This window comes from Pseudonocardia sp. GCM10023141 (genome assembly GCF_042653605.1).
Genome location: NZ_JBHSIR010000038.1, coordinates 35,365 through 56,373, shown reverse-complemented (window position 1 = coordinate 56,373; position 21,009 = coordinate 35,365). Strand labels below are relative to the sequence as shown.

General features: G+C 73.2%; 19 protein-coding genes. 3 read left to right on the top strand and 16 right to left on the bottom strand.

Features of this window, described 5'->3' with window-relative positions:
- Positions 1-13 precede the first annotated feature (13 nt).
- Positions 14-694 (bottom strand): ribulose-phosphate 3-epimerase, encoded by a 681-nt coding sequence (gene rpe, locus ACFPFQ_RS23560; RefSeq protein ID WP_379622351.1) that lies wholly within the window; start codon positions 692-694, stop codon positions 14-16.
- 86 nt (positions 695-780) lie between these two features.
- On the opposite strand from rpe, the gene ACFPFQ_RS23555 reads away from it, so the two are divergent.
- The gene (locus ACFPFQ_RS23555) at positions 781-1,221 is read left to right on the top strand and encodes a hypothetical protein (protein WP_379622349.1); all 441 of its coding nucleotides are present in this window, start codon (positions 781-783) and stop codon (positions 1,219-1,221) included.
- Between the two features lie 17 nt (positions 1,222-1,238).
- On the opposite strand, the gene ACFPFQ_RS23550 is transcribed toward ACFPFQ_RS23555, so the two are convergent.
- The 5 genes from ACFPFQ_RS23550 to metK all read right to left on the bottom strand — a co-directional run bounded on the left by ACFPFQ_RS23550 (position 1,239) and on the right by metK (position 7,748).
- Positions 1,239-2,705 (bottom strand): RsmB/NOP family class I SAM-dependent RNA methyltransferase, encoded by a 1,467-nt coding sequence (locus ACFPFQ_RS23550; RefSeq protein ID WP_379622347.1) that lies wholly within the window; start codon positions 2,703-2,705, stop codon positions 1,239-1,241.
- A 25-nt stretch (positions 2,706-2,730) separates the two neighbouring features.
- Positions 2,731-3,666 (bottom strand): methionyl-tRNA formyltransferase, encoded by a 936-nt coding sequence (gene fmt, locus ACFPFQ_RS23545; protein WP_379622345.1) that lies wholly within the window; start codon positions 3,664-3,666, stop codon positions 2,731-2,733.
- Positions 3,667-4,215 carry a peptide deformylase gene (gene def / locus ACFPFQ_RS23540; protein ID WP_379622343.1) on the bottom strand — a complete coding sequence of 183 codons (549 nt, stop codon included), beginning with the start codon at positions 4,213-4,215 and terminating at the stop codon, positions 3,667-3,669. It lies immediately after the preceding gene.
- Between the two features lie 57 nt (positions 4,216-4,272).
- Complete coding sequence (locus ACFPFQ_RS23535) at positions 4,273-6,339, bottom strand: primosomal protein N' (protein WP_379622341.1); 2,067 nt, start codon at positions 6,337-6,339, stop codon at positions 4,273-4,275.
- A 194-nt stretch (positions 6,340-6,533) separates the two neighbouring features.
- Positions 6,534-7,748 (bottom strand): methionine adenosyltransferase, encoded by a 1,215-nt coding sequence (gene metK / locus ACFPFQ_RS23530; RefSeq protein WP_379622339.1) that lies wholly within the window; start codon positions 7,746-7,748, stop codon positions 6,534-6,536.
- Positions 7,749-8,026: 278 nt separating this feature from the next.
- Between metK and ACFPFQ_RS23525 the strand changes: the two genes are divergently transcribed.
- Entirely contained in the window at positions 8,027-8,557 is a 531-nt protein-coding gene (locus ACFPFQ_RS23525) for an SH3 domain-containing protein (RefSeq protein WP_379622337.1), read from the top strand.
- 174 nt (positions 8,558-8,731) lie between these two features.
- On the opposite strand, the gene coaBC is transcribed toward ACFPFQ_RS23525, so the two are convergent.
- The 4 genes from coaBC to mihF are packed head-to-tail and all read right to left on the bottom strand — an operon-like array spanning position 8,732 to position 11,196.
- A complete protein-coding gene (gene coaBC / locus ACFPFQ_RS23520) occupies positions 8,732-9,928 on the bottom strand; it encodes a bifunctional phosphopantothenoylcysteine decarboxylase/phosphopantothenate--cysteine ligase CoaBC (RefSeq protein ID WP_379622444.1) in 1,197 nt (398 codons plus the stop codon).
- Positions 9,929-9,986: 58 nt separating this feature from the next.
- A complete protein-coding gene (gene rpoZ, locus ACFPFQ_RS23515; RefSeq protein WP_379622442.1) occupies positions 9,987-10,262 on the bottom strand; it encodes a DNA-directed RNA polymerase subunit omega in 276 nt (91 codons plus the stop codon).
- 41 nt (positions 10,263-10,303) lie between these two features.
- Positions 10,304-10,885 (bottom strand): guanylate kinase, encoded by a 582-nt coding sequence (gmk, locus tag ACFPFQ_RS23510; RefSeq protein ID WP_379622335.1) that lies wholly within the window; start codon positions 10,883-10,885, stop codon positions 10,304-10,306.
- Positions 10,882-11,196 (bottom strand): integration host factor, actinobacterial type, encoded by a 315-nt coding sequence (gene mihF / locus ACFPFQ_RS23505; RefSeq protein ID WP_379622333.1) that lies wholly within the window; start codon positions 11,194-11,196, stop codon positions 10,882-10,884. Before mihF ends, gmk begins: the two co-directional genes overlap by 4 nt.
- A gap of 261 nt (positions 11,197-11,457) precedes the next feature.
- On the opposite strand from mihF, the gene ACFPFQ_RS23500 reads away from it, so the two are divergent.
- Positions 11,458-11,994 carry an NAD(P)-binding protein gene (locus ACFPFQ_RS23500; RefSeq protein ID WP_379622331.1) on the top strand — a complete coding sequence of 179 codons (537 nt, stop codon included), beginning with the start codon at positions 11,458-11,460 and terminating at the stop codon, positions 11,992-11,994.
- 284 nt (positions 11,995-12,278) lie between these two features.
- On the opposite strand, the gene pyrF is transcribed toward ACFPFQ_RS23500, so the two are convergent.
- From pyrF to pyrR, 6 genes are read right to left on the bottom strand one after another with little or no spacing between them, the layout of a single operon-like run.
- Entirely contained in the window at positions 12,279-13,106 is an 828-nt protein-coding gene (gene pyrF, locus ACFPFQ_RS23495) for an orotidine-5'-phosphate decarboxylase (RefSeq protein WP_379622329.1), read from the bottom strand.
- Entirely contained in the window at positions 13,103-16,402 is a 3,300-nt protein-coding gene (gene carB / locus ACFPFQ_RS23490; protein WP_379622327.1) for a carbamoyl-phosphate synthase large subunit, read from the bottom strand. Before carB ends, pyrF begins: the two co-directional genes overlap by 4 nt.
- The gene (carA, locus tag ACFPFQ_RS23485; RefSeq protein ID WP_379622325.1) at positions 16,402-17,628 is read right to left on the bottom strand and encodes a glutamine-hydrolyzing carbamoyl-phosphate synthase small subunit; all 1,227 of its coding nucleotides are present in this window, start codon (positions 17,626-17,628) and stop codon (positions 16,402-16,404) included. Before carA ends, carB begins: the two co-directional genes overlap by 1 nt.
- On the bottom strand, positions 17,625-18,938 hold the full coding sequence (locus ACFPFQ_RS23480; RefSeq protein ID WP_379622323.1) for a dihydroorotase: 1,314 nt from the start codon (positions 18,936-18,938) through the stop codon (positions 17,625-17,627). Before ACFPFQ_RS23480 ends, carA begins: the two co-directional genes overlap by 4 nt.
- Positions 18,935-19,879, bottom strand: a complete 945-nt coding sequence (locus tag ACFPFQ_RS23475; protein ID WP_379622321.1) for an aspartate carbamoyltransferase catalytic subunit — start codon at positions 19,877-19,879, stop codon at positions 18,935-18,937. The genes ACFPFQ_RS23480 and ACFPFQ_RS23475 overlap by 4 nt, the downstream gene beginning before the upstream one ends.
- Positions 19,876-20,520, bottom strand: coding sequence for a bifunctional pyr operon transcriptional regulator/uracil phosphoribosyltransferase PyrR (gene pyrR / locus ACFPFQ_RS23470; RefSeq protein WP_379622319.1), 645 nt, complete (start codon positions 20,518-20,520; stop codon positions 19,876-19,878). Before pyrR ends, ACFPFQ_RS23475 begins: the two co-directional genes overlap by 4 nt.
- Between the last annotated feature and the right edge of the window lie 489 nt (positions 20,521-21,009).

The window sequence follows — 21,009 nt, the reverse complement described above, 5'->3', positions numbered from 1 at the left end:
GTGTTCCCGGGCCTCAGCCGCCCCAGCTGCGGTGCGCGGTCCGCGCGAGCACCTGCTCACGCAGCGCGCGCACGGCGCGTCCGGGGTCAGCCGCACCGTAGACCGCGGAGCCGGCGACGAAGCAGTCGACGCCCGCCTCTGCCGCCTGTTCAATGGTGGCGGCGTTGATGCCGCCGTCGATCTCCACGAGCAGCGTCAGGTGCCCGGTGTCGACGAGGCGGCGGGCGGTGCGGACCTTGTCGAGCACGTCGGCGATGAAGCTCTGGCCGCCGAACCCGGGCTCCACGCTCATCACCAGCAGCGTGTCGTAGTGGCGCAGCGTCTCGAGGTGGGGCTCGAGGGGCGTGCCCGGCTTGATCGACAGCCCGGCCCTCGCGCCTGCCGCGTGCAGGTTCGCGGCCAGCGCCACCGGGTCGCGGGCGGCCTCGACGTGCACCGTGACGTTGTGGGCGCCCGCCTCGGCGTAGCCGATGGCCCACCGATCCGGGTCGTCGATCATGAGGTGGCAGTCGATCGGGATGGAGGTGGCCTTGAGCAGCGACTCGACGACCGGCAGGCCCAGCGTCAGATTCGGCACGAAGTGCGCGTCCATGACGTCGACGTGCAGCCAGTCGGCACCCTCCTCCCCCGACACCGCCGCCGCCTCGTCGGCGAGACGGGCGAAATCGGCCGACAGGATGCTGGGAGCGATCATGGGTTGCACCTGGGCAGATTACTCCGCGGGACCCGGTCGACCGGTCCCCCATCGTCGGTATTCGCCGGGTGAGGTTCACTCCTCGCGTGCCTTCCGGTGATTCCGCTCCCGCCGACCCGAGCTCGACCGACGCCGCGCTCGACGGGATGTTGCGCGGCGAACCACCCGCGGTGGTGGCGCTGGTGCAGCGGCTGCGCCGGGCGGTGACCGAGGCCCATCCCGACCTGCAGGAACGGGTCAACACGAGCTGGTACGGCCTCGCCTTCCACCACCCCCGCGCCGGCTACATCTGCGCGCTGTTCCCGCGCCGGGGCGGCGTCAACGTCGGGTTCGAGCAGGGCGGCGTGCTGCACGATCCGCACGGGCGGCTCACCGGCCGCGGCCGCACCCGCGACGTGCGGATCGAGGTGGACGCAGGGCCCGACGAGGACGAGATCGTCCTGGACTACCTCGACATCGCCGTGGACGTGGCCATCGACCGGGCCGCGCACAAGGCCGCGAAGGTCCGGCGTACCCGCGCCACCTGACCGGGCAGAGCCTGCGGTCACGCCGTCTTGCGCAGCAGCCCCAGGAACATCGCGTCGGTGCCGTGGCGGTGCGGCCACAGCTGCACGGTGGGGCCGTCGCCGAGGTCGGGGACGCCCGGCAGCAGCTCGCGGGCGTCGAGCTGCTCGACATCGGGGTGCTTGCGCACCACGCCGGTGAGCACGCCGAGGGTCTCGGCGAGGTGCGGCGAGCACGTCACGTAGGCCACCACACCGCCGGGCCGGACGTGGCGCAGCGCCGCGGTGAGCAGCTCGCGCTGCAGCTTCGACAGACCCGAGACGTCCTCGGGACGACGACGCCAGCGGGCCTCCGGGCGGCGGCGCAGCGCACCGAGCCCGGTGCACGGCGCGTCGACGAGCACGCGGTCGTACGCGGCGTCGGGAAGCGGGGCCTCCCGGCCGTCGGCCGTGTGGACCTCGACCGGCAGCCCGTCGACGACGCGGCGCACCAGGTCGGCCCGGTGCTCGCTGGACTCCACGGCGTCGAGGTGCGCGCCGTCGAGCTGCGCGAGTCCGCCCAACAACACGGCCTTGCCGCCCGGTCCGGCGCACAGGTCGAGCCACCGGCCCGCGTCCGCGCCCAGCAGGGGCGCCTTGGCCAGCGCGAGTGCCACGAGCTGACTGCCCTCGTCCTGGACGACGGCGAGCCCCTCGGAGATGACGTCCAGGTCGCCGATGTCGCCGCTGCCCGGCTCGAGGTGCACGCCGTAGGGCGAGTACGGCGCCTCCTCCCCACCGGTGACCAGCGCCAGTTCGGCCGCGGTGATCTCGCCGGGCCGGGCGAGCAGGTGCACGGTGGGACGCGCGTCGTCGGCGGCCAGCGCCGCGTCGATCTCGGTGGGTCCGGCGGGGCCGAGCGCGTCGGAGAAGGCCTGCGCGATCCAGCGCGGGTGCGCGTGGGCGAACGCGGCGTGACCGAGCGGATCCTCCTCCAGCGACGGCGCGAGCTGCGCCACCCAGGCGGCCTCGTCCTGCGCGCCCACCTTGCGCAGGATCGCGTTGACGAACCCCGCCGCGCGGCTGCCGGCCTCCACCCGCACCAGCTCGACGGTGGTGTCCACGGCGGCGTGCGACGGGATGCGGGTGCGCAGCAGCTGGTAGGCGCCCAGCCGCAGCGCGTCGAGCAGCGTGGGCTCCACCCGGATCATCGGACGGTCGGTGCACGCCTCGATCACGGCGTCGAGCAGGCCCTTGGCGCGCAGCGTGCCGTAGCCCAGCTCGGTGGCGAGCCCGGCGTCGCGGTCGTGGAGCCGGTAGCGGCGCAGGATCGCGGGCAGCGCCAGGTTGGCGTACGCGTCGCGCACGCGCACGGACGTGAGCAGCTCCAGCGCGGCCTGCCGGGACGGGTCGAGCTCCGGTGGGCGCGGCGGGCCGCTGCGCCCACGGGGCGGGCCGGCACCCCGGGGCCCGGCCGGGCGGCCGCGGCCACCGTCGCGCCGAGCTCCACCGCGTCGCGGCGCCGTCATCGGCGCTCCCGCGAGTTCAGCGCCGTCATCCGAGCAACTCCCCTGCATCGATGCGCACGCCGCGCGCCCAGTCGGGCGCCGGCATCGCGCGCTTGCCCACCGGCCGCACCTCACCGAGCTGCACCGGCCCCGTCGCCGTGCCTGCGAGGACCCGACGCTTCTCCACGTGCAGCTCACCCGGCTTGAGCACCGGCAGGTCGTCACCGCTGGTGAGCCGGACCGGGCCGAGGCCGAGGCGCTCCCCGCGGAACGTCGTCCACGCGCCGGGTTCCGGGGTGGCGGCGCGCACCAGCCGGTCGACGGCGGCGGCGGGCGCCGACCAGTCGACCTGCGTGTCGGCCGGGGTCACCTTCGGTGCCTGCGACACCCCGTCGGTGGGCTGGGGCACGGCCCGCAGCGAGCCGTCGGAGATGCCGTTCATGGTGGCCAGCAGCAGCGCGGCGCCCGAGACGGCGAGCCGCCCCAGCAGCGCACCCGTGGTGTCGTCGGGACCCACCGCCTCGGTGACCACGCCGTAGGTGGGCCCGGTGTCGAGCCCCTCCTCGATCTGGAAGGTGGTGGCGCCGGTGACCTCGTCGCCCGCACGCAGCGCGGCCTGCACCGGCGCCGCACCGCGCCAGGCGGGCAGCAGCGAGAAGTGCAGGTTGACCCAGCCGTGCGCGGGAACGTCCAGCGCAACCCGCGGGATGAGCGCTCCGTAGGCCACCACCGGGCAGCAGTCCGGGGCGAGCTCGCGCAGCGCGTCGAGGAACTCCGGCTCGCGGGGCCGCGCCGGGGTCAGCACGGGGATGCCGGCGGCGTCGGCGAGCGCACCCACCGGCGATCGGGAGACCTTGCGGCCACGCCCCGACGGTGCGTCCGGGCGCGTGACGACGGCCACGACATCGTGCTGCGGAGCGTCGAGCAGCGCCTGCAGCGACGCCACCGCGGGATCGGGGGTGCCGGCGAACACGAGGCGCATCTACCGCACCTTCCCGAACAGCGGGTGCGGGCTCACGCGGACCTCAGGGAACTGCTCGCCGAACCACTCCGAGCCCCGGATCTCGGCCATGGCGATCTTCCGGGTGGCCGCGTCGAGCCGGTCGACGAACAGCACGCCGTCGAGGTGGTCGGTCTCGTGCTGGATGCAGCGCGCCAGCATCTCGCTGCCCTCGACGGTGACCGGTTCGCCGTGCTCGTCCCACCCGTGCGCGACGACGTGCAGGTGCCGCGTGCACTCCCAGCGCAGGCCCGGGATCGACAGGCACCCCTCCGGACCGGTCTGCTCCTCGTCGCCCACCACGTCGAACGTGGGGTTGATCAGGTGCCCGGCGAAGCCGTCGCAGTCGTAGCTGAACACCCGCAGGCCGACGCCGAGCTGTGGTGCGGCGAGGCCGGCGCCGCCCTCGTCGTGCATGGTGTCGGTGAGGTCGACGACGAGCTTGCGCAGCTCGGCGTCGAACGCGGTGACCTCGACGGCCGGTGTGCGCAGCACCGGATCGCCGAAGAGCCGGATGGGCTGGACGGGCACGGATCTCCTGACGGCAGTACGCGGGTGGAAGGCCCCCAATTCTGGCACGCGGCCCGGTCAGCCGATCTCGGTCGGGTCCATCCGCACGCGCACCGGGTCGGCCGCCTTGCGCGCGGTGCGTGCGGCCTGCGCGGCGTGCAGCAGCGTGGCCAGCGTGCGACCTTCGGCTCGCGGGACCCGCAGCAGCGCCCGTTCCTTCGGCCCGTCGGCGGTGGCGGGGGCGCCCGGCACCGGCTCGACCTCCACCGGACCGAGCACCTCGACACCGGTGCCCGCCTGCGCCTCGACCTGCGCGATCACGTCCTCCAGCGCGGCCGGGGTGCCCTCGACCGACGCCATCCGCACGGCGGGCGGGAACCCGACCTCGGCGCGGGCGGCCAGCTCGTCGGCGGCGTGACCGGCCGGATCCCAGCGCACCAGCGACTGGACGACGGGCAGGCTCGGCTCCGCCATCACGACGACCCGGCCGCCGTCGGTGTGCGGGACGACGAGCGCGGCCGCGGCCATCCAGCGGCGCAGCGTCTCCTCGGCCACCCGCAGGTCGGGGCGGGCGAGCAGGGCCCAGCCGTCGACGAGCAGCGCCGCGCCGTAGCCGCTTGCGGCGGGTGGTTCGGCGCCCGGTGTGGACACGATGATCTCCGGGCGGCCCGCCACCGACTCGAGCACCGGCGCGCCGCCACCCGACGCTCGGACGGTGACGCCGGTGAAGGCACGGCCGAGCTCCTCGGCCGTGCGTCCCGACCCGACGACACCGGCCCGCAGCCGTCGCGACGCGCAGGCGGGGCAGCGGAACGCGGTCTCCGGGCGGCCGCACCAGCGGCACTGCGGTGGTGCGGCCGCGGCCCCGTCGCCACCGGCCGTGCGGGCGGGCAGCCCGAGCGGCCCCGCGCAGTGGCGACACCGGGCCGTCTCCCGGCACTGCGCGCACGACAGCCACGGCACGTAGCCTGCTCGCGGCACCTGTACCAGCACCGGGCGTCCCGCCGTGAGCGCGGCACGGGCCGCCTCGAAGGCCACCCCCGGCAGCCGCGCGGCCTGGGCATGCGGATCGCGGACGAGCTGGTGTGTCGACTCCCCGGCGGCACCGATGCGCGGCATCGCGGCGCGCACCACGGCCCGGTCAGCGATGATCTCCCGGGCCCACCCCGACTCCACCAGCACCTGCCCCTCTGCGGTGCGCGCGAACCCGGCGACGAGCAGCGCTGCACCGGCGGTGTGGGCGCGCAGCACCAGCACGTCGCGGACGTGCGGATAGGGCGCGCGCGGCTCGGCGTGCAGGTCGTCGCCGTCGTCCCAGACGGCAACCAGCCCGAGCTCGTGGACGGGCGCGAACGCGGCCGACCGGGTGCCGACCACCACCCGCACCTGACCGCGGCGCACCGCGAGCCAGCGGCGGTACCGCTCGGCCGGGCCCAGGTCGGCGGTGAGCGCCACCACGGCGCCTGCGCCGAGCCGTTCGACGCAGGCGGCGTGCAACGCGGTGACGTCACGCACGTCGGGCACCACGAGCAGGGCCCCGCGCCCGGCGATGGCCGTGGCGGCCGCGGCGTCGGCGAGCCGGTGCGCCCACGCCTCCCCCGGCAGCGCCTGCCAGACGGCGTGGGCCGCGCGCCCGCCCGCCAGCGCGTCGACGAAGGCCTGCCCGCGCCCGTAGCGGTGCCAGCCCGGGCCCACCGGCGCCGGGGCCGGCATCGGGAGCTGCGCCACCGCCTCGGCCTCGACCTTGGCGTGGCGGGGCGGCACCGCGAGGCGCAGCACGTCGGCGAGCACGCCGGAGCAGCGATCGGCCACGGCCCGGCACAGCCGCGCGACCTCGGGGGTGAGCGCGGGCTCGGGCGACACCACCTTCTCGACCCACGCCAGCTTGCCGACGTGCTCGGACTCGGCGGCCCGCTCCAGCAGGTACCCGTCGACCAGGCGCCCGGCGAACCGCACCCGCAGCCGCACGCCCGGCACCGCCACGGCGTCGAACCGGCTCGGCACGCGGTAGTCGAAGAGCCGGTCCAGGTGGGCGAGCGGGACGTCGACGGCCACCCGCGCGACCGGCAGCGCGGTGGCCGGCTGCCACTCCCCCCGCTGGGCGGCGGCAGCGCTGCGGGGCCGGGCCGTTCGCGTCGGTGCCACGGGCCCTCCCCTCGTCCTGCGGCGCGCCGGGCGGCGGCGTGATCAGCATGCCCGAAGCGGCCGACAGCCCCGTACGCCGGGCGCACGGGGCTGCCGGTGATGCTGTGAGTGAGGTATTGCAGCGATGGCAGCAAAGCCACTTTGCTGCAACGTGCTTGCGGGAAAGTGGCTTTCCTGCAACCGGGAGTCGGGGATCAGGCCCCGGCGGCGGCCTTCAGCGCGTCGGCGCGGTCCGTGCTCTCCCACGGCAGCTCGACGTCGGTGCGGCCGAAGTGGCCGTACGCGGCGGTCTGCGCGTAGATCGGGCGCAGCAGGTCGAGGTCGCGGATGATCGCGGCCGGGCGCAGGTCGAAGACCTCCGAGATGGCGGCCTGGATCTTCGCGGGGTCGACGTTCTCGGTGCCGAACGTCTCGACGAACAGACCGACCGGCGCCGCCTTGCCGATGGCGTAGGCCACCTGGACCTCGATGCGCTCCGCGAGACCCGCCGCGATGGCGTTCTTCGCGACCCAGCGCATGGCGTAGGCGGCCGAGCGGTCGACCTTCGACGGGTCCTTGCCGGAGAACGCGCCGCCACCGTGGCGGGCGAAGCCGCCGTAGGTGTCGACGATGATCTTGCGGCCGGTGAGGCCCGCGTCGCCCATCGGACCGCCGATGACGAACCGGCCGGTGGGGTTGACCAGCAGCTTCACATCGGAGACGTCGATGCCGAGACCCTGGAGCTCCGGCGTGACGACGTGCTGCAGCACGTCGGGGGCGAGCATCCCGTCGAGGTCGATGTCGGCAGCGTGCTGGCTGGAGACCACCACCGTGTCGAGCCGCACGGCCTTGTCACCGTCGTACTCGATGGTGACCTGGGTCTTGCCGTCCGGACGCAGGTAGGGCAGCACACCCGACTTGCGGACCTCGGCGAGGCGGCGGGCGAGCCGGTGCGCGAGCGCGATCGGCAGCGGCAGCAGCTCCGGGGTGTCGGTGTTGGCGTAGCCGAACATCAGGCCCTGATCGCCCGCGCCCTGACCGGCGATCTCGTCCTCGGACAGCTCCACGCGGCTCTCGTAGGCCTTGTCGACACCCTGGGCGATGTCGGCCGACTGCGCACCGATCGCGACGTTGACACCGCACGAGGCGCCGTCGAAGCCCTTGGACGACGAGTCGTAGCCGATCTCGAGGATCTTGGCCCGGACCAGGCCGGGGATGTCGGCGTAGGTGCTGGTGGTGACCTCACCCGCGACGTGGACCTGCCCGGTGGTCACCATCGTCTCGACCGCGACGCGGCTGCGCGGGTCGTCGGCCAGCAGCGCATCGAGGATCGTGTCGCTGATGGCATCGCACATCTTGTCCGGGTGACCTTCGGTCACCGACTCGCTGGTGAACAACCGCCGGCCTGCGTTCGCCACGCCGCACTCCATCCGTCATCGCCTGATCTCGTACCCATTGAACGCAGAGGCCCACTGAACGCAGCGGCGAAGGTGTCCGCTGCAGAGATCCCAGCCAGCGAGCGTAGTCGACACCCACCCGGCGGTCATCGCGTGCCGCCAAGCTCACGTCGATCACAGACGGTGACAGCGGGCCCGACACGCCGCCGATCCGTCAGCCCTTCGGATGATGTCACGCCTGGTAGCGAATCGGTAACGGAGACAGTCGTTGGACCCAGCGAGAACCCGATGCCTTCCGGAGGACCGCTGAGATGAACACCCGACTGACGATTCGCCGACCTGGCCGTGCCGTAGCGGTGGTCGGCGCCGTGGTCGCCGTCAGCGCCACCACGATGATGGCCCTGATCGCCGGCACCGCAACCGCCGCACCGACCGCACCGGCCGAGCCCGGCCGCTGCACGCAGAGCGTCAACGTCCGTTCCGAGCCCGACATCGCCTCGCGCATCGTCGCGGTCTGCGAGGCCGGCAAGCAGGTGAAGGTCGGCGAGACCCGCAACGGTTTCGTGAAGCTCACCGACCTGAGCGGCTGGGCCGCCCAGGAGTACGTCTCGGTGAACGGCGCCGCCCCGGCACCCGCACCGGCCGACCGGCCGACCGTGCCACCCGCCCCGAGCGCAGGTGACCGCGTGGTGCCCAGCCAGTCCGCGGCCGACGGCAACCGGGCCGGGCAGCAGCAGCACTACCCGCGCTCGACCTCGACCCCGGCCCCGACGGCGACCCCGACACCGGACCCGGAGCCGGCCGCGGCGCCGTCGCCGCTGGGCGGGCTGCTCGGGGGCTGACGCCGCACGCGTGGCCCCGATCCAGCCGGTCGCTCGACCCCCACACGGGGGTCGAGCCCGCTGATCGAGCCCGCGGGGCGTGCTGCGCCGGGCACCCCGGCATTGCCCGCAGCTGCGCCCGCCCCGCGGGCCGACCCTTCCGCAGTGAACGAGCTCAGGACAGAGTGACCGAGCTCAGGACAGGCGGGCCGCCACCGCGTCCCACAGGTGCGACGCGAGCAGCGCCTTGGAGCCGGAGCCGAGCACCGTCTCGGAGCCGTCGGCCCCGAGCAGCCAGCCCGCGTTGTCGGCCACCTCGAAGGCCAAACCATCGCCCACCGCGTTGACGACCAGCAGGTCGACGCCCTTGCGAGCCAGCTTCTGCCGGCCGTGGTGCAACGGGTCGCCGGTGTCGTCACCCGTCTCGGCGGCGAAGCCCACCACGACCTGCCCCGTCTCGCGCGCCCCGACGAGCTCGATGAGGATGTCGGGGTTCTGGGTGAGGACGAGCGGGGCAGGATCCCCGGCGCCCTTCTTGATCTTGTGGCCGACCAGTGACACCGGGCGGAAGTCGGCGACGGCCGCGGCCATCACGACGGCGTCGGCCCCCTTGACGGCCGCATGCATCGCCTCGCGCATCTGCAGTGCCGACCCGACGTGCACGACGTCGACGGCGGCCGGGTCCGCCAGATCGGCGGTGTGCCCGGCGACGAGCGTGACGTGGGCCCCCCGCTGGGCGGCGACCCGCGCCAGCGCGTAGCCCTGCCGCCCCGAGGAGCGGTTGCCCAGGAACCGGACGGGGTCGAGCGCCTCCCGCGTGCCACCCGCCGAGACGACGACGCGCCGCCCGACGAGGTCACGGGGCAGCGCGGACGCGCGTTCGAGCAGCAGCCGGGCCAGCTCGGCGATCTCCGCGGGGTCGGGCAGCCTGCCGGGGCCGGTGTCCTTGCCGGTGAGCCGGCCCGACGCGGGCTCCAGCACCACGGCACCGCGGCTGCGCAGCAGCTCCACGTTGGCGCGCGTGGCGGGGTGCTCCCACATCTCGGTGTGCATCGCGGGCGCGAACAGCACCGGGCAGCGCGCGGTGAGCAGCGCTGCCGTCAGCAGGTCGTCGGCGCGGCCCTGCGCGGCGCGGGCCAGCAGGTCGGCCGTGGCCGGCGCGACGACGACGAGGTCGGCCTCCTGGCCCAGCTTGACGTGCGGCACCGCCGGGACGTCGTGGAAGACGCCCGTGTGGACCGGCTGGCCCGACAGCGCCTCGAACGTGGCGGCGCCGACGAACTCCAGCGCGGCGGCGGTGGGCAGCACGCGAACCGAGTGCCCGCTCTCGGTGAACCGGCGGAGCAGCTCGGCGCTCTTGTAAGCGGCGATGCCACCCGCCACTCCGAGCAGGACCCGGGGTGGCGGAGCAACAGCGTTGATGACGACCTCGCAAGCTCGGCCGAGGCCCCTACTGCTCGCCCTCGGTGTGCTCCAGCATTCCGGCCTGGATCTCCCGCATCGCGATCGACAGCGGCTTCTCGCGCGGGCCCGGCTCGACGAGCGGGCCGACGTATTCGAGCAGGCCCTCGCCCAGCTGCGAGTAGTAGTCGTTGATCTGGCGCGCGCGCTTGGCGGCGTAGATGACCAGGGCGTACTTGGAGCTCACCTGGGCCAGCAGGTCATCGATGGGCGGGTTGGTGATGCCCTCGGGAAGTGCGCCGGCAACGGGGCCGGTCAGCGGCATGCTCACTCAGTTACTCCTATAGGGGATGCACGGCCGTTCGGTCAAGCCCGGCCGAGTGCCAACTCTACCAACCGCGCCGCAACAACCTGCACGTCGTCGTTGATCAGCACCACGTCGTACTCGCCGGTGGACGCCATCTCCTCGCGCGCCGTCTCCAGCCGGCGTTCGAACTGGGCCTCCGACTCGGTGCCGCGATCGCGCAACCGGCGCACCAGCTCCTCGAACGACGGCGGCGCGAGGAACACCGTCGTCGACTCCGGCATGGTCCGCTTCACCGAGCGCGCGCCGTGCAGATCCACCTCGACGAGCACCGGCCGCCCGGCGTCGAGCGCCTCGACGACGGGTTCACGCGGGGTGCCGGAACGCTGCAGCCCGCCGTGGATCTCGGCCCACTCGAGCAGCTCGCCGCCGTCGATCAGCTTGTCGAAGCCGTCGGGGCCCACGAACCGGTAGTGGACGCCGTCGACCTCACCGGGCCGCGGATCGCGGGTGGTGGCCGAGACGCTGAAGTACAGCTCGGGCAGGCGCTCGCGGAGCGCCTGGACGACGCTGCTCTTACCGACGCCGGAGGGGCCGGCCAGAACGATCAGCCGGCCCCTCCGGGCGTCGTGCGGGGTTGTCACCCCTCGAAGTCTGCCAGCAGCGCTTTCCGCTGCCGGTCGCCGAGCCCACGCAGACGGCGGGACGGCGCGATCTCGAGCCGTTCCATGATCTGCGCCGCGCGGACCTTGCCGACGCCCGGCATCGCCTCGAGCAATGCCGACACCTTCATCTTGCCCAGGATCTCGTCGGAGTCGGACTGCTTCAAGACCTCGCCGATGGTGGTACCACCGCGCTTGAGACGGTCCTTCAGCTCGGCCCGAACACGGCGTGCCGCTGCCGCCTTCTCCAACGCGGCAGCACGCTGTTCCTCGGTCAGCTGGGGAAGGGCCACGGTCTCCTCCGTCTTTCGTCATGCACCCCGGTTTCGGAGTGCATCGTCACTGCCTGGCGGGACTGCCCGCTCGGTCACATCGAACGTACTCAGGCCCCGTTCGGAACAGGTAATCGGGGGTGCCACCAGTGCGTTCTCTGCCGCGCCACCCGGAAGGGTGATACCACGGACGGGCGATCGTTCTGCGCCTCGACGCGCCCGTTGGGCGCACTGGAATGACCGTCCCCAGGATCGGTGACATGACGGGCGGGCGGCGATCCTGTGTCTCATGGCCCGACGCGGGGTGGACGGGATCTGACGCGGGGGTGGAGAGCGCGGGCACCATCGGCCGACGATCAGGGCATCGATGCCGTCGTCGTCGGATGCGGCACCAACGGTCTCGTCGGGGCCGTTCGGCTCGCCACATCCGGTCGCCGGGTCCTGCTCGTCGAGGCCGCGGACACGCTCGGCGGCGGGCTGCGCACCGAGGAGGTGACGCTGCCGGGCTTCCGCCACGACCTGTGCGCCACGGTCGTCCCGCTGGCGACGGCGTCCCCGGCGATGCGCGCGCTGGATCCCGGACGGGAGGGCGTCGTGTTCGACCGGCCGCCCACCGCAGCCGCACATCCGTTCGACGACGCGCCCGCGGCGCTCGTGCGGCGCGACCTCGCCGCGACCGCGGCGGCTTCGGTGCCGACGCCGGCCGGTGGCTGGCCGCGCTCGCGCACTCCACCGGCTGGCCGGTGGTCCGTGGCGGCTCCCAGTCGCTCGCTGACGGCCTGCTGGCGCGGTTGCGCGGTCTGGGTGCGGAGATCGTGACCGGGTGGCGGGTGCGGGATCTCAGCGAGCTGCCCCGCGCCCCGGTCGCGCTGCTCGACCTCACCTGCCCCAGGTGGTGGCGATCAGCGGGAACCGGCTACCGCCGGCAGCTGGAACGCTTCCGGCACGGGCCGGGGTGTTCAAGCGCGACTACGCGCTCGACGGTCCGGCGCCTGGCCGCCGCCGGGACCGTCCACATCGGAGGATCGAGCGTCGAGATCGTTGCGGCGGAACGGGAAGCAGCGCGGCCACTCCGGGTTGCAGGGGCCGGGCGGGGCCGGGCCTCAGCCCAGCGCCACCAGCTCGTCGCGCAGTGCCTCGGCGGCCGCCCGCAGCGTCGCCATGTCCGGGCCCGCCTTCAGCACCGAGCGGGAGGCGCTGGGCAGCACCAGCCCGTTGACGTCCGCGAAGTACTCCGCGACGTCGGCGGGTCGGGCACCCTGCGCCCCCAGTCCCGGTGCGAGCACCGGGCCGTTGAGCGCCGAGAGGTCCAGCCCGTGGTCGCGCGTGGCTCCGACGACGACGCCGACGTCACCGAGGGGCTCGATCCCGGCGTTGCGCGCCGCCGCGTCGTCCACGATGGACTGGGCCGTGCCGCGGCCGCCGAACTCGGCGAGCTGCACCGCCACACCGTCCGGATTGGACGTGCGGGCCAGCACGAACACCCCGCGGCCGGCGTCGGCCGCCGTGTCCAGCGCCGGGAGCAGCGAGCCGAAGCCGAGGTAGGGCGACAGCGTGATCGCGTCCGCCCCCAGCGGGGCCTTGACGCCCAGGTACGCATCGGCGTAACCGTCCATCGTGGAGCCGATGTCGCCGCGCTTGGCGTCGAGGATCGTCACGGTCGGCCCGCCGTCGAACGCCGCCAGCACGCGCTCCAGCACCGCGATCCCCGCCGAGCCGTGCCGCTCGAAGAACGCCGACTGCGGCTTGACGACGGCCACGTGCCCGGCCAGCGCCTCCACGCACGTCATGGCGAAGGCCTCGAGACCATCGGCGTCGTCGGTCAGCTCCCACTGGGCGAGCAGCGCGGGATGGGGGTCGATCCCCACGCAGAGCCGACCGTGGGCGGCGACGGCCGCGGTGAGCCGCTGCCCGAACGACCGGGCGCTCACGGCCGCGACTTCCTGATCGCGGCGTGCGCGTCCTGCAGCGATCTGACGCCGATCTTGCCCGCCTTCATCGCCTCGATCCCCTGCACCGCCGCAGCGGCGCCCTGCATCGTGGTGATGCACGGGATGCCGCGGCTGACCGCCGCCGCGCGGATCTCGTAGCCGTCCACGCGGGGGCCCGAGTTGCCGTACGGGGTGTTGATGATCATGTCGACGTCACCGGCCAATATCCTCTCGACGATCGTCTCGCCGCCCTCGTAGTGCTTGCGCACCACCGCGACGTCGAGACCGTGGCGGCGCAGCACGTCGGCGGTGCCGGCGGTGGCGAGGATCTGGAACCCGAGGTCGGCGAGCCGCAGCACCGGGAAGACCATCGCCCGCTTGTCGCGGTCGGCGATCGACACGAACACCTTGCCCGTGGTCGGCAGCGAGCCGTACGCACCGGCCTGCGACTTCGCGAACGCCGCACCGAACGACGCGTCGAAGCCCATGACCTCGCCGGTGGACTTCATCTCCGGGCCCAGCAACGGGTCGACGCCCTTGCCCTCGCGGGTGCGGAAGCGGTGGAACGGCAGCACCGCCTCCTTGACCGCGATCGGTGCGTCGGGCGGCAGCTCGCCGCCGTCGCCCTCGGCGGGCAGCAGCCCCTCGGTGCGCAGCTCCGCGATCGTGGCGCCCAGCATGATCCGGGCGGCGGCCTTGGCCAGCGGCACCGCCGTGGCCTTGGACACGAACGGCACCGTGCGCGACGCCCGCGGGTTGGCCTCCAGCACGTAGAGCGTGTCGTTGTGCAGCGCGTACTGGACGTTGAGCAGGCCCTTGACGCCCACCCCGTGCGCGATCGCCTCGGTGGAACGGCGCACCGACTCCAGCACGGAGCTGCCCAGCGTGATGGGCGGCAGCGTGCAGGACGAGTCGCCGGAGTGCACCCCGGCCTCCTCGATGTGCTCCATGACACCGCCGAGGAACACCTCCTCGCCGTCGCACAGCGCGTCGACGTCGATCTCGATCGCGTCGTCGAGGAACCGGTCGACCAGCACGGGACGCTCGTCGCTGATCGTGGTGGCGCGCGCGATGTAGCCGCGCAGCGTCTCGTCGTCGTAGACGATCTCCATGCCGCGCCCGCCCAGCACGTAGGAGGGCCGCACGAGCACCGGGTAGCCGATGCGGGCCGCGATCTCCTGTGCCTCCGGGTAGGAGGTGGCCATGCCGAACACGGGCGCCGGCAGCCCCGCCTTGCGCAGCACCTCACCGAACGCGCCGCGGTCCTCGGCGAGGTCGATGGCGGCCGCGCTGGTGCCCACCACGGGCACCCCCGCAGCCGTGAGCCGGGCGGCGAGCCCGAGCGGGGTCTGCCCGCCGAGCTGCACGATGACGCCCACCACCGTGCCGGAGGCCTGCTCGGAGTGCACCACCTCGAGGACGTCCTCGAACGTGAGCGGCTCGAAGTAGAGCCGGTCGGCCGTGTCGTAGTCGGTGGAGACGGTCTCCGGGTTGCAGTTGACCATCACCGTCTCGAACCCGGCCGCGCGCAGCGCCATCACCGCGTGCACGCACGAGTAGTCGAACTCGATGCCCTGCCCGATGCGGTTGGGCCCGGAGCCCAGGATGAGCACCTTGGGCTTCTCGGTCTGCGGGGCGACCTCCGACTCGGCGTCGGGGTCGGTCTCGTAGGCGCTGTAGTGGTACGGCGTGGTGGCGGCGAACTCGGCCGCGCACGTGTCCACCGTCTTGTAGACCGGGCGGACGCCCAGTCGGTGGCGCAGCAGCCGCACGCCGTCCTCACCCGCGAACTCCGGGCGCAGCGCGGCGAGCTGGCGGTCGGAGATCCCGGCCCGCTTCGCGCGGCGCAGCAGCGCGGCGTCGAGCACGGCGGCGTCGAGGATCTCCTGGCGCAGCTCGACGAGCAGCAGGATCTGGTCGAGGAACCACGGGTCGAGCCCGGAGCGGGCGGCCACCTCCGCGATGCTCGCGCCGCCGCGCAGCGCGCGCTCGATGGCGTAGATGCGCCCGTCGGTGGGTGTGGTGATGTCCTCGTCGACCGCGGGGTACCCGTCGGGGTCCGGCGTGGTCCAGAACCCGGCAGCGGTGGTCTCCATCGACCGCAGCGCCTTGCTCAGTGCCTCGGGGAACGAGCGCCCGATCGCCATCGCCTCGCCGACGCTCTTCATCGTGGTGGTGAGCTCGGGGTCGGCGCCGGGGAACTTCTCGAACGCGAACCGCGGGATCTTCACCACGACGTAGTCCAGCGTCGGCTCGAACGCCGCGGGCGTCTCGCCGGTGATGTCGTTGCGGATCTCGTCGAGGGTGTAGCCCACGGCCAGCTTCGCCGCGATCTTCGCGATCGGGAACCCGGTGGCCTTCGACGCGAGCGCCGACGAGCGCGACACGCGCGGGTTCATCTCGATCACGACGAGGCGCCCGGTGTCGGGGTGCACCGCGAACTGGATGTTGCACCCGCCGGTGTCGACGCCGACGGCTCGCAGCACGGCGATCCCGACGTCGCGCATGTGCTGGTACTCGCGGTCGGTGAGCGTCATGACCGGCGCCACCGTGATCGAGTCGCCGGTGTGCACGCCCATCGGGTCGATGTTCTCGATCGAGCAGATCACCACCACGTTGTCGGCGTGGTCGCGCATCAGCTCGAGCTCGAACTCCTTCCAGCCCAGCACCGACTCCTCGATGAGCACCTCGGTGACGGGCGAGGCGTCGAGCCCGCCGCCCGCGAGGCGCTCCAGGTCGGCGTCGTTGTGGGCCATGCCCGAGCCGAGCCCGCCCATCGTGAACGACGGCCGGATGACGACCGGCAGGCCCAGCTCGGCGACGGCGGCCCGCACCTCGTCCATGGAGTGGCAGACGGCGCTGCGCGGCACGTCGCCACCGACCGCCTGCACGATCTCCTTGAACTTGAGCCGGTCCTCACCGCGCTGGATCGACTCGAAGTCGGCGCCGATCAGCTCGATGCCGTAGCGCTCGAGCACGCCGTTCTCGTGCAGGGCGACCGCCGTGTTGAGCGCGGTCTGCCCGCCGAGGGTGGCGAGGATCGCGTCCGGGCGTTCCGCGGCGATCACCTGCTCCACGAACTCCGGCGTGATCGGCTCGATGTAGGTGGCGTCGGCGAACTCGGGGTCGGTCATGATCGTGGCCGGGTTGGAGTTGACCAGCGAGACGCGGATCCCCTCCTCCTGCAGCACCCGGCAGGCCTGGGTGCCGGAGTAGTCGAACTCGCACGCCTGGCCGATGACGATCGGCCCGGAGCCGATCACCATGACGTGGCGGATGTCCTCGCGCTTGGGCATCAGGCGCCCTCTCCGTACGTGGCGGGGTCGGCGGCCGGTTCCTCGGTGCTCTCGGCACCCTCTTCGGCGCGCAGCGTGTGGCGGCCACCGGTCGGGGGCGCGGTCGGCAGGCCGACGGCAGAGCCCTGCACCATCAGCGCGACGAACCGGTCGAACAGGTCTGCGGCGTCGTGCGGGCCGGCTGCGGCCTCGGGGTGGTACTGCACGCTGAACGCCGGCACGTCGAGCGCGGCGAGTCCCTCGACGCACCCGTCGTTGGGGCAGGTGTGGGTGATCTCGGCCGCCCCGAACGGGGTGTCGAACCGCTCCCCCGCCTCCCCCTCCACGGCGAACCCGTGGTTCTGCGAGGTGATCGAGACCCGCCCGGTGGCGTGCTCGATCACGGGGATGTTGATGCCGCGGTGGCCGTAGCGCAGCTTGTAGGTGCCGCGCCCGAGTGCCCTGGCGAGGATCTGGTTGCCGAAGCAGATGCCGAACAGCGGGATCCGTCGCTCGAGGATCTGCCGCGTCAGCGCGACCGGGCCGTCGGCCGTTGCCGGGTCTCCGGGACCGTTGGCCAGGAAGAACCCGTCGGGGTTGAGCGCCAGTACCTGCTCGATCGTCGAGTCGGCCGGCAGCACGTGGGTCTCGATGCCCCGCGCGGCCATCATGCGTGGCGTGTTCGCCTTGATCCCGACGTCCAGCGCGGCCACCGTGAAGCGCTTCGCGCCCGTGGCGGGCACGATGTAGGGCTCACGGGTGGTGACGGCTCCGTAGAGATCGGCACCGGCCATCTGCGGGCTGTCCTGCACCTGCTTGACGAGGTCGACGGCGGCGCCGATCCGGGTACCGGAGAACACCCCGGCGCGCATCGACCCGCGTTCGCGCAGGTGACGCACCAGCGCGCGGGTGTCGATCCCCGCGATGCCGACGATGCCCTGTTCGGTCAGCACGTCGGCGAGCTCGCGCGTGGAGCGCCAGTTCGACGACGTCCGGCTCGGGTCACGCACGACGTACCCCGCCACCTGGATGCGCGCGGACTCGCCGTCCTCGTCGTTCCACCCGGTGTTGCCGATCTGCGGCGCGGTCTGCACCACGATCTGGCGGTGGTAGGACGGGTCGGTCAGCGTCTCCTGGTAGCCGGTCATGCCGGTGGTGAACACGGCCTCGCCGAAACCCGCACCGCGGGCCCCGTAGGCCGTACCGCGGAAGATCCGGCCGTCCTCGAGCACCAGTACCGCGGTCATGACGCCACCTTTCCGTCCCGCGCGGTCACCGTGCCGCGCAGCACCGTCGCCACCACCGTCGCCGGCAGCCGCATCCCCTCGTAAGGCGTGTTGGACGCCTTGCTCACGAGGTTGGCACCTCGCACCGTCCAGGCCCCTTCGGGGTCGACGATCGTGAGGTTGGCCGGTTCGCCCACGGCGATGGGTCGCCCGTGATCGGGCAGCCCACCGATCTCGGCGGGACGCTCCGAGAGCACGCGCGCGACGCCGCGCCAGTCGAGCTGCCCCGACTCCACACACGCCAGCACCAGCACCGACAGGGCCGTCTGCAGGCCGAGCATGCCCGGCTTCGCCGCAGCCCACTCGGTGTCCTTGTACTGCGAGGCGTGCGGGGCGTGGTCGGTGGCGACCACATCGATCACGCCCTCGGCGAGCGCGGCGCGCATCGCGGCCGTGTCGACGCCGGTGCGCAGCGGCGGGTTGACCTTGTTCACCGGGTCGTAGCTGGTCAGCGCCGCATCGGTGAGCAGCAGGTGGTGCGGGGTGACCTCGGCGGTGACCCGGACGCCTGCCGCCTTGGCGGCACGGATCACCTCCAGGGTGTGCACCGAGCTGACGTGACAGATGTGCAGCGCGGCGCCGGCCTCGCGGGCCAGCGCGCAGTCGCGCGCCACGATCGTCTCCTCGGCGGTGGCGGGCCAGCCGGCCAGCCCGAGCCGGGAGGCCACCACGCCCTCGTGGGCCTGCGCGCCCTCGGTGAGCCGGTGGTCCTCGGCGTGCTGGGCGATCACCGCGTCGAGCGAGGACGCGTACTCCAGTGCCCGGCGCATGATCAGCGGATCGTTGACGCAGCGGCCGTCGTCGCTGAACATCCGCACGCGCGCCCGGCTGCGCGCCATGGTGCCGAGCTCGGCCATCTTCGTGCCCCCGAGCCCGACGGTGACCGCGCCGACCGGGTGGACGTCGACGAGCCCGACCTCATCGCCGCGGCGACGCACGTGCTCGACGACCACCGCGGTGTCGGCGACGGGGTCGGTGTTGGGCATCGCGAACAGCGCGGTGAAGCCACCGAGCGCGGCCGCGGCGGAGCCGGTCTCGATGGTCTCGGACTCCTCACCCCCGGGCTCGCGCAGGTGGGTGTGCAGGTCGACGAAGCCGGGCAGCAGGATCGCGCCCTCGGCGTCGATCGACTCGGCACCCTCGGGCGCGGTGAGCCCGGCGCCGATCTCGGTGATCACGCCGTCCCGGACGACGACGTCGACGGGCTCACCCTCCCCGTAGGGCCGGACGTTGGTGATCAGCAGGTCGGTCGTGCTGCGCTGTTCGTTCATGCTGGAGCTCCGGCAAGCAGGTGGTAGAGGACGGCCATCCGCACGTGCACGCCGTTGCGCACCTGTGCGAGCACCGCTGAGGAGGGGGCGTCGGCGACGCTGGGCGCGATCTCCATGCCCCGCACCATCGGGCCGGGGTGCAGCACGACCGCATGCTCGGGCAGCAACGCCGCGCGGGCCTCCGACAGGCCGAACCCGACTGCGTACTCACGCGAGGAGGGGAAGAACGAGCCGTGCATCCGCTCGGCCTGCACGCGCAACATCATCACGGCGTCCAGGGCCGGGAGCTCGGCGTCCAGTTCGGACCCGACGCGACACGGCCACTGCTCGACGCCGACGGGCAGCAGCGTCGGCGGCGCGATGAGCACCACCTCCGCGCCCAGCGTGGCGAGCAGGAACACGTTGGAGCGCGCGACCCGGCTGTGCAGGACGTCGCCGACGATCGCGATCCGGCGCCCGGCGACCGAGCCGAGCCGGTCCCGCAGCGTGGCCGCGTCGAGCAGCGCCTGGGTGGGGTGCTCGTGCGTGCCGTCGCCGGCGTTGACGATCGAGGTGTGCGTGCCGGTGGCGGCGTGGTCGCGGTCCGACCACGCCGCCATCCGGTGGGCGGAGCCCGACGCCGGATGCCGGACGATCACGCAGTCGGCGCCCATCGCCGAGAGCGTCAGCGAGGTGTCGCGCAGCGACTCCCCCTTCGCCACCGACGAACCCGACGCGCTCACGTTGACGGTGTCGGCGCTCATCCACTTGCCGGCGATCTCGAACGACACGCGCGTACGCGTGGAGTTCTCGTAGAACATCGTGATCACCGTGCGGCCGCGCAGCGTCGGCAGCTTGCGGACCTCGCGACCCAGCAGCGCCTGCTTCAGGCGGTCGGACGTGTCGAGCAGGCCGGTGGCCGCCGCGGCGTCCAAATCGGTGACCGAGAGCAGGTGCTTCACGCGTCGTCTCCGTTCCCGGCCGGGGCGTCCTCGACCGGCGCGTTCTCGACCGGGGCGGCGGCATCGGGTGCGCGGCGCAGCTGCACCGCGTCGATGCCGTCGATCTCGGCGAGCTGCACGAGGATCTGCTCGTCGCGGCCGGTGGGCACGTTCTTGCCGACGTAGTCGGCGCGGATCGGGAGCTCCCGGTGGCCGCGGTCGACGAGGACGGCGAGCTGCACGGCACGCGGCCGTCCGTGGTCGGCGAGCGCGTCCAGCGTGGCGCGCACCGTGCGGCCCGACATCAGGACGTCGTCGACGAGCACGACGAGGCGGTCGTCGAGACCACCGTCGGGCATCTCGGTGTCCTCGAGCGCGCGTGCCGGGCGGCGGCGCAGGTCGTCCCGGTGCAGCGTGGGGTCCACGATCCCCACGGCGGGCGCGGTGCCGGCGAACTCGGCGATGGCGGCGGCGAGCCGCCTCGCGAGCACGGCGCCGCGGGTGGGGATGCCGATCAGGACGGTGTCGTCCAGGCTCCCCGCGGTCTTCTCGATGATCTGGTGCGCGATGCGCGCGATGGTGCGGGTGACGTCGGCGGCGCTGAGCAGCTCCCTCACGGGAGTGCTCGCTCCTGCCGGGTCCCCGCGGCGGATCTCCGCCACGAGTCTCTCCTTCCCCGCCTCACCGGACGGGCCTTAAAGGACGTGAACCGGTCCGCTCGACCGTACCAGCGAGGGTGACCACAACCCGTGCTCGACGGGGCTGCACATCGCGAGAGTCACACCGGGTTGGGGTCGCTCGATGCACCGGGGCCACCCACTCGTACCCCACCGGTTACGGCAGTGTCACCATCATCGAGTGACGGACGCACGTCGAGTTTCCGCGTAACGCCTGGCCGAGCCCTGTCGATCAGCCGTTCGAGTGATCTCGGCCCGCTACGCCACCAGGAGGGGTAACGCAGCTTGACCGATCGGCCGAGCACGCGCATGATTACTCTCCGTATTGATTCACTGCTCTCAGGGTGGCCGCGGGAGCGGGGGGCACCGCCTCGGGAACCAGTGGCCGGTGCACTCCCGAGCACCGGCGCCACCGCTCGCTCCAACCACGTCAGCACCAGGTCGGTATCCCAACCCCCGCGGTGGGGCCGACGG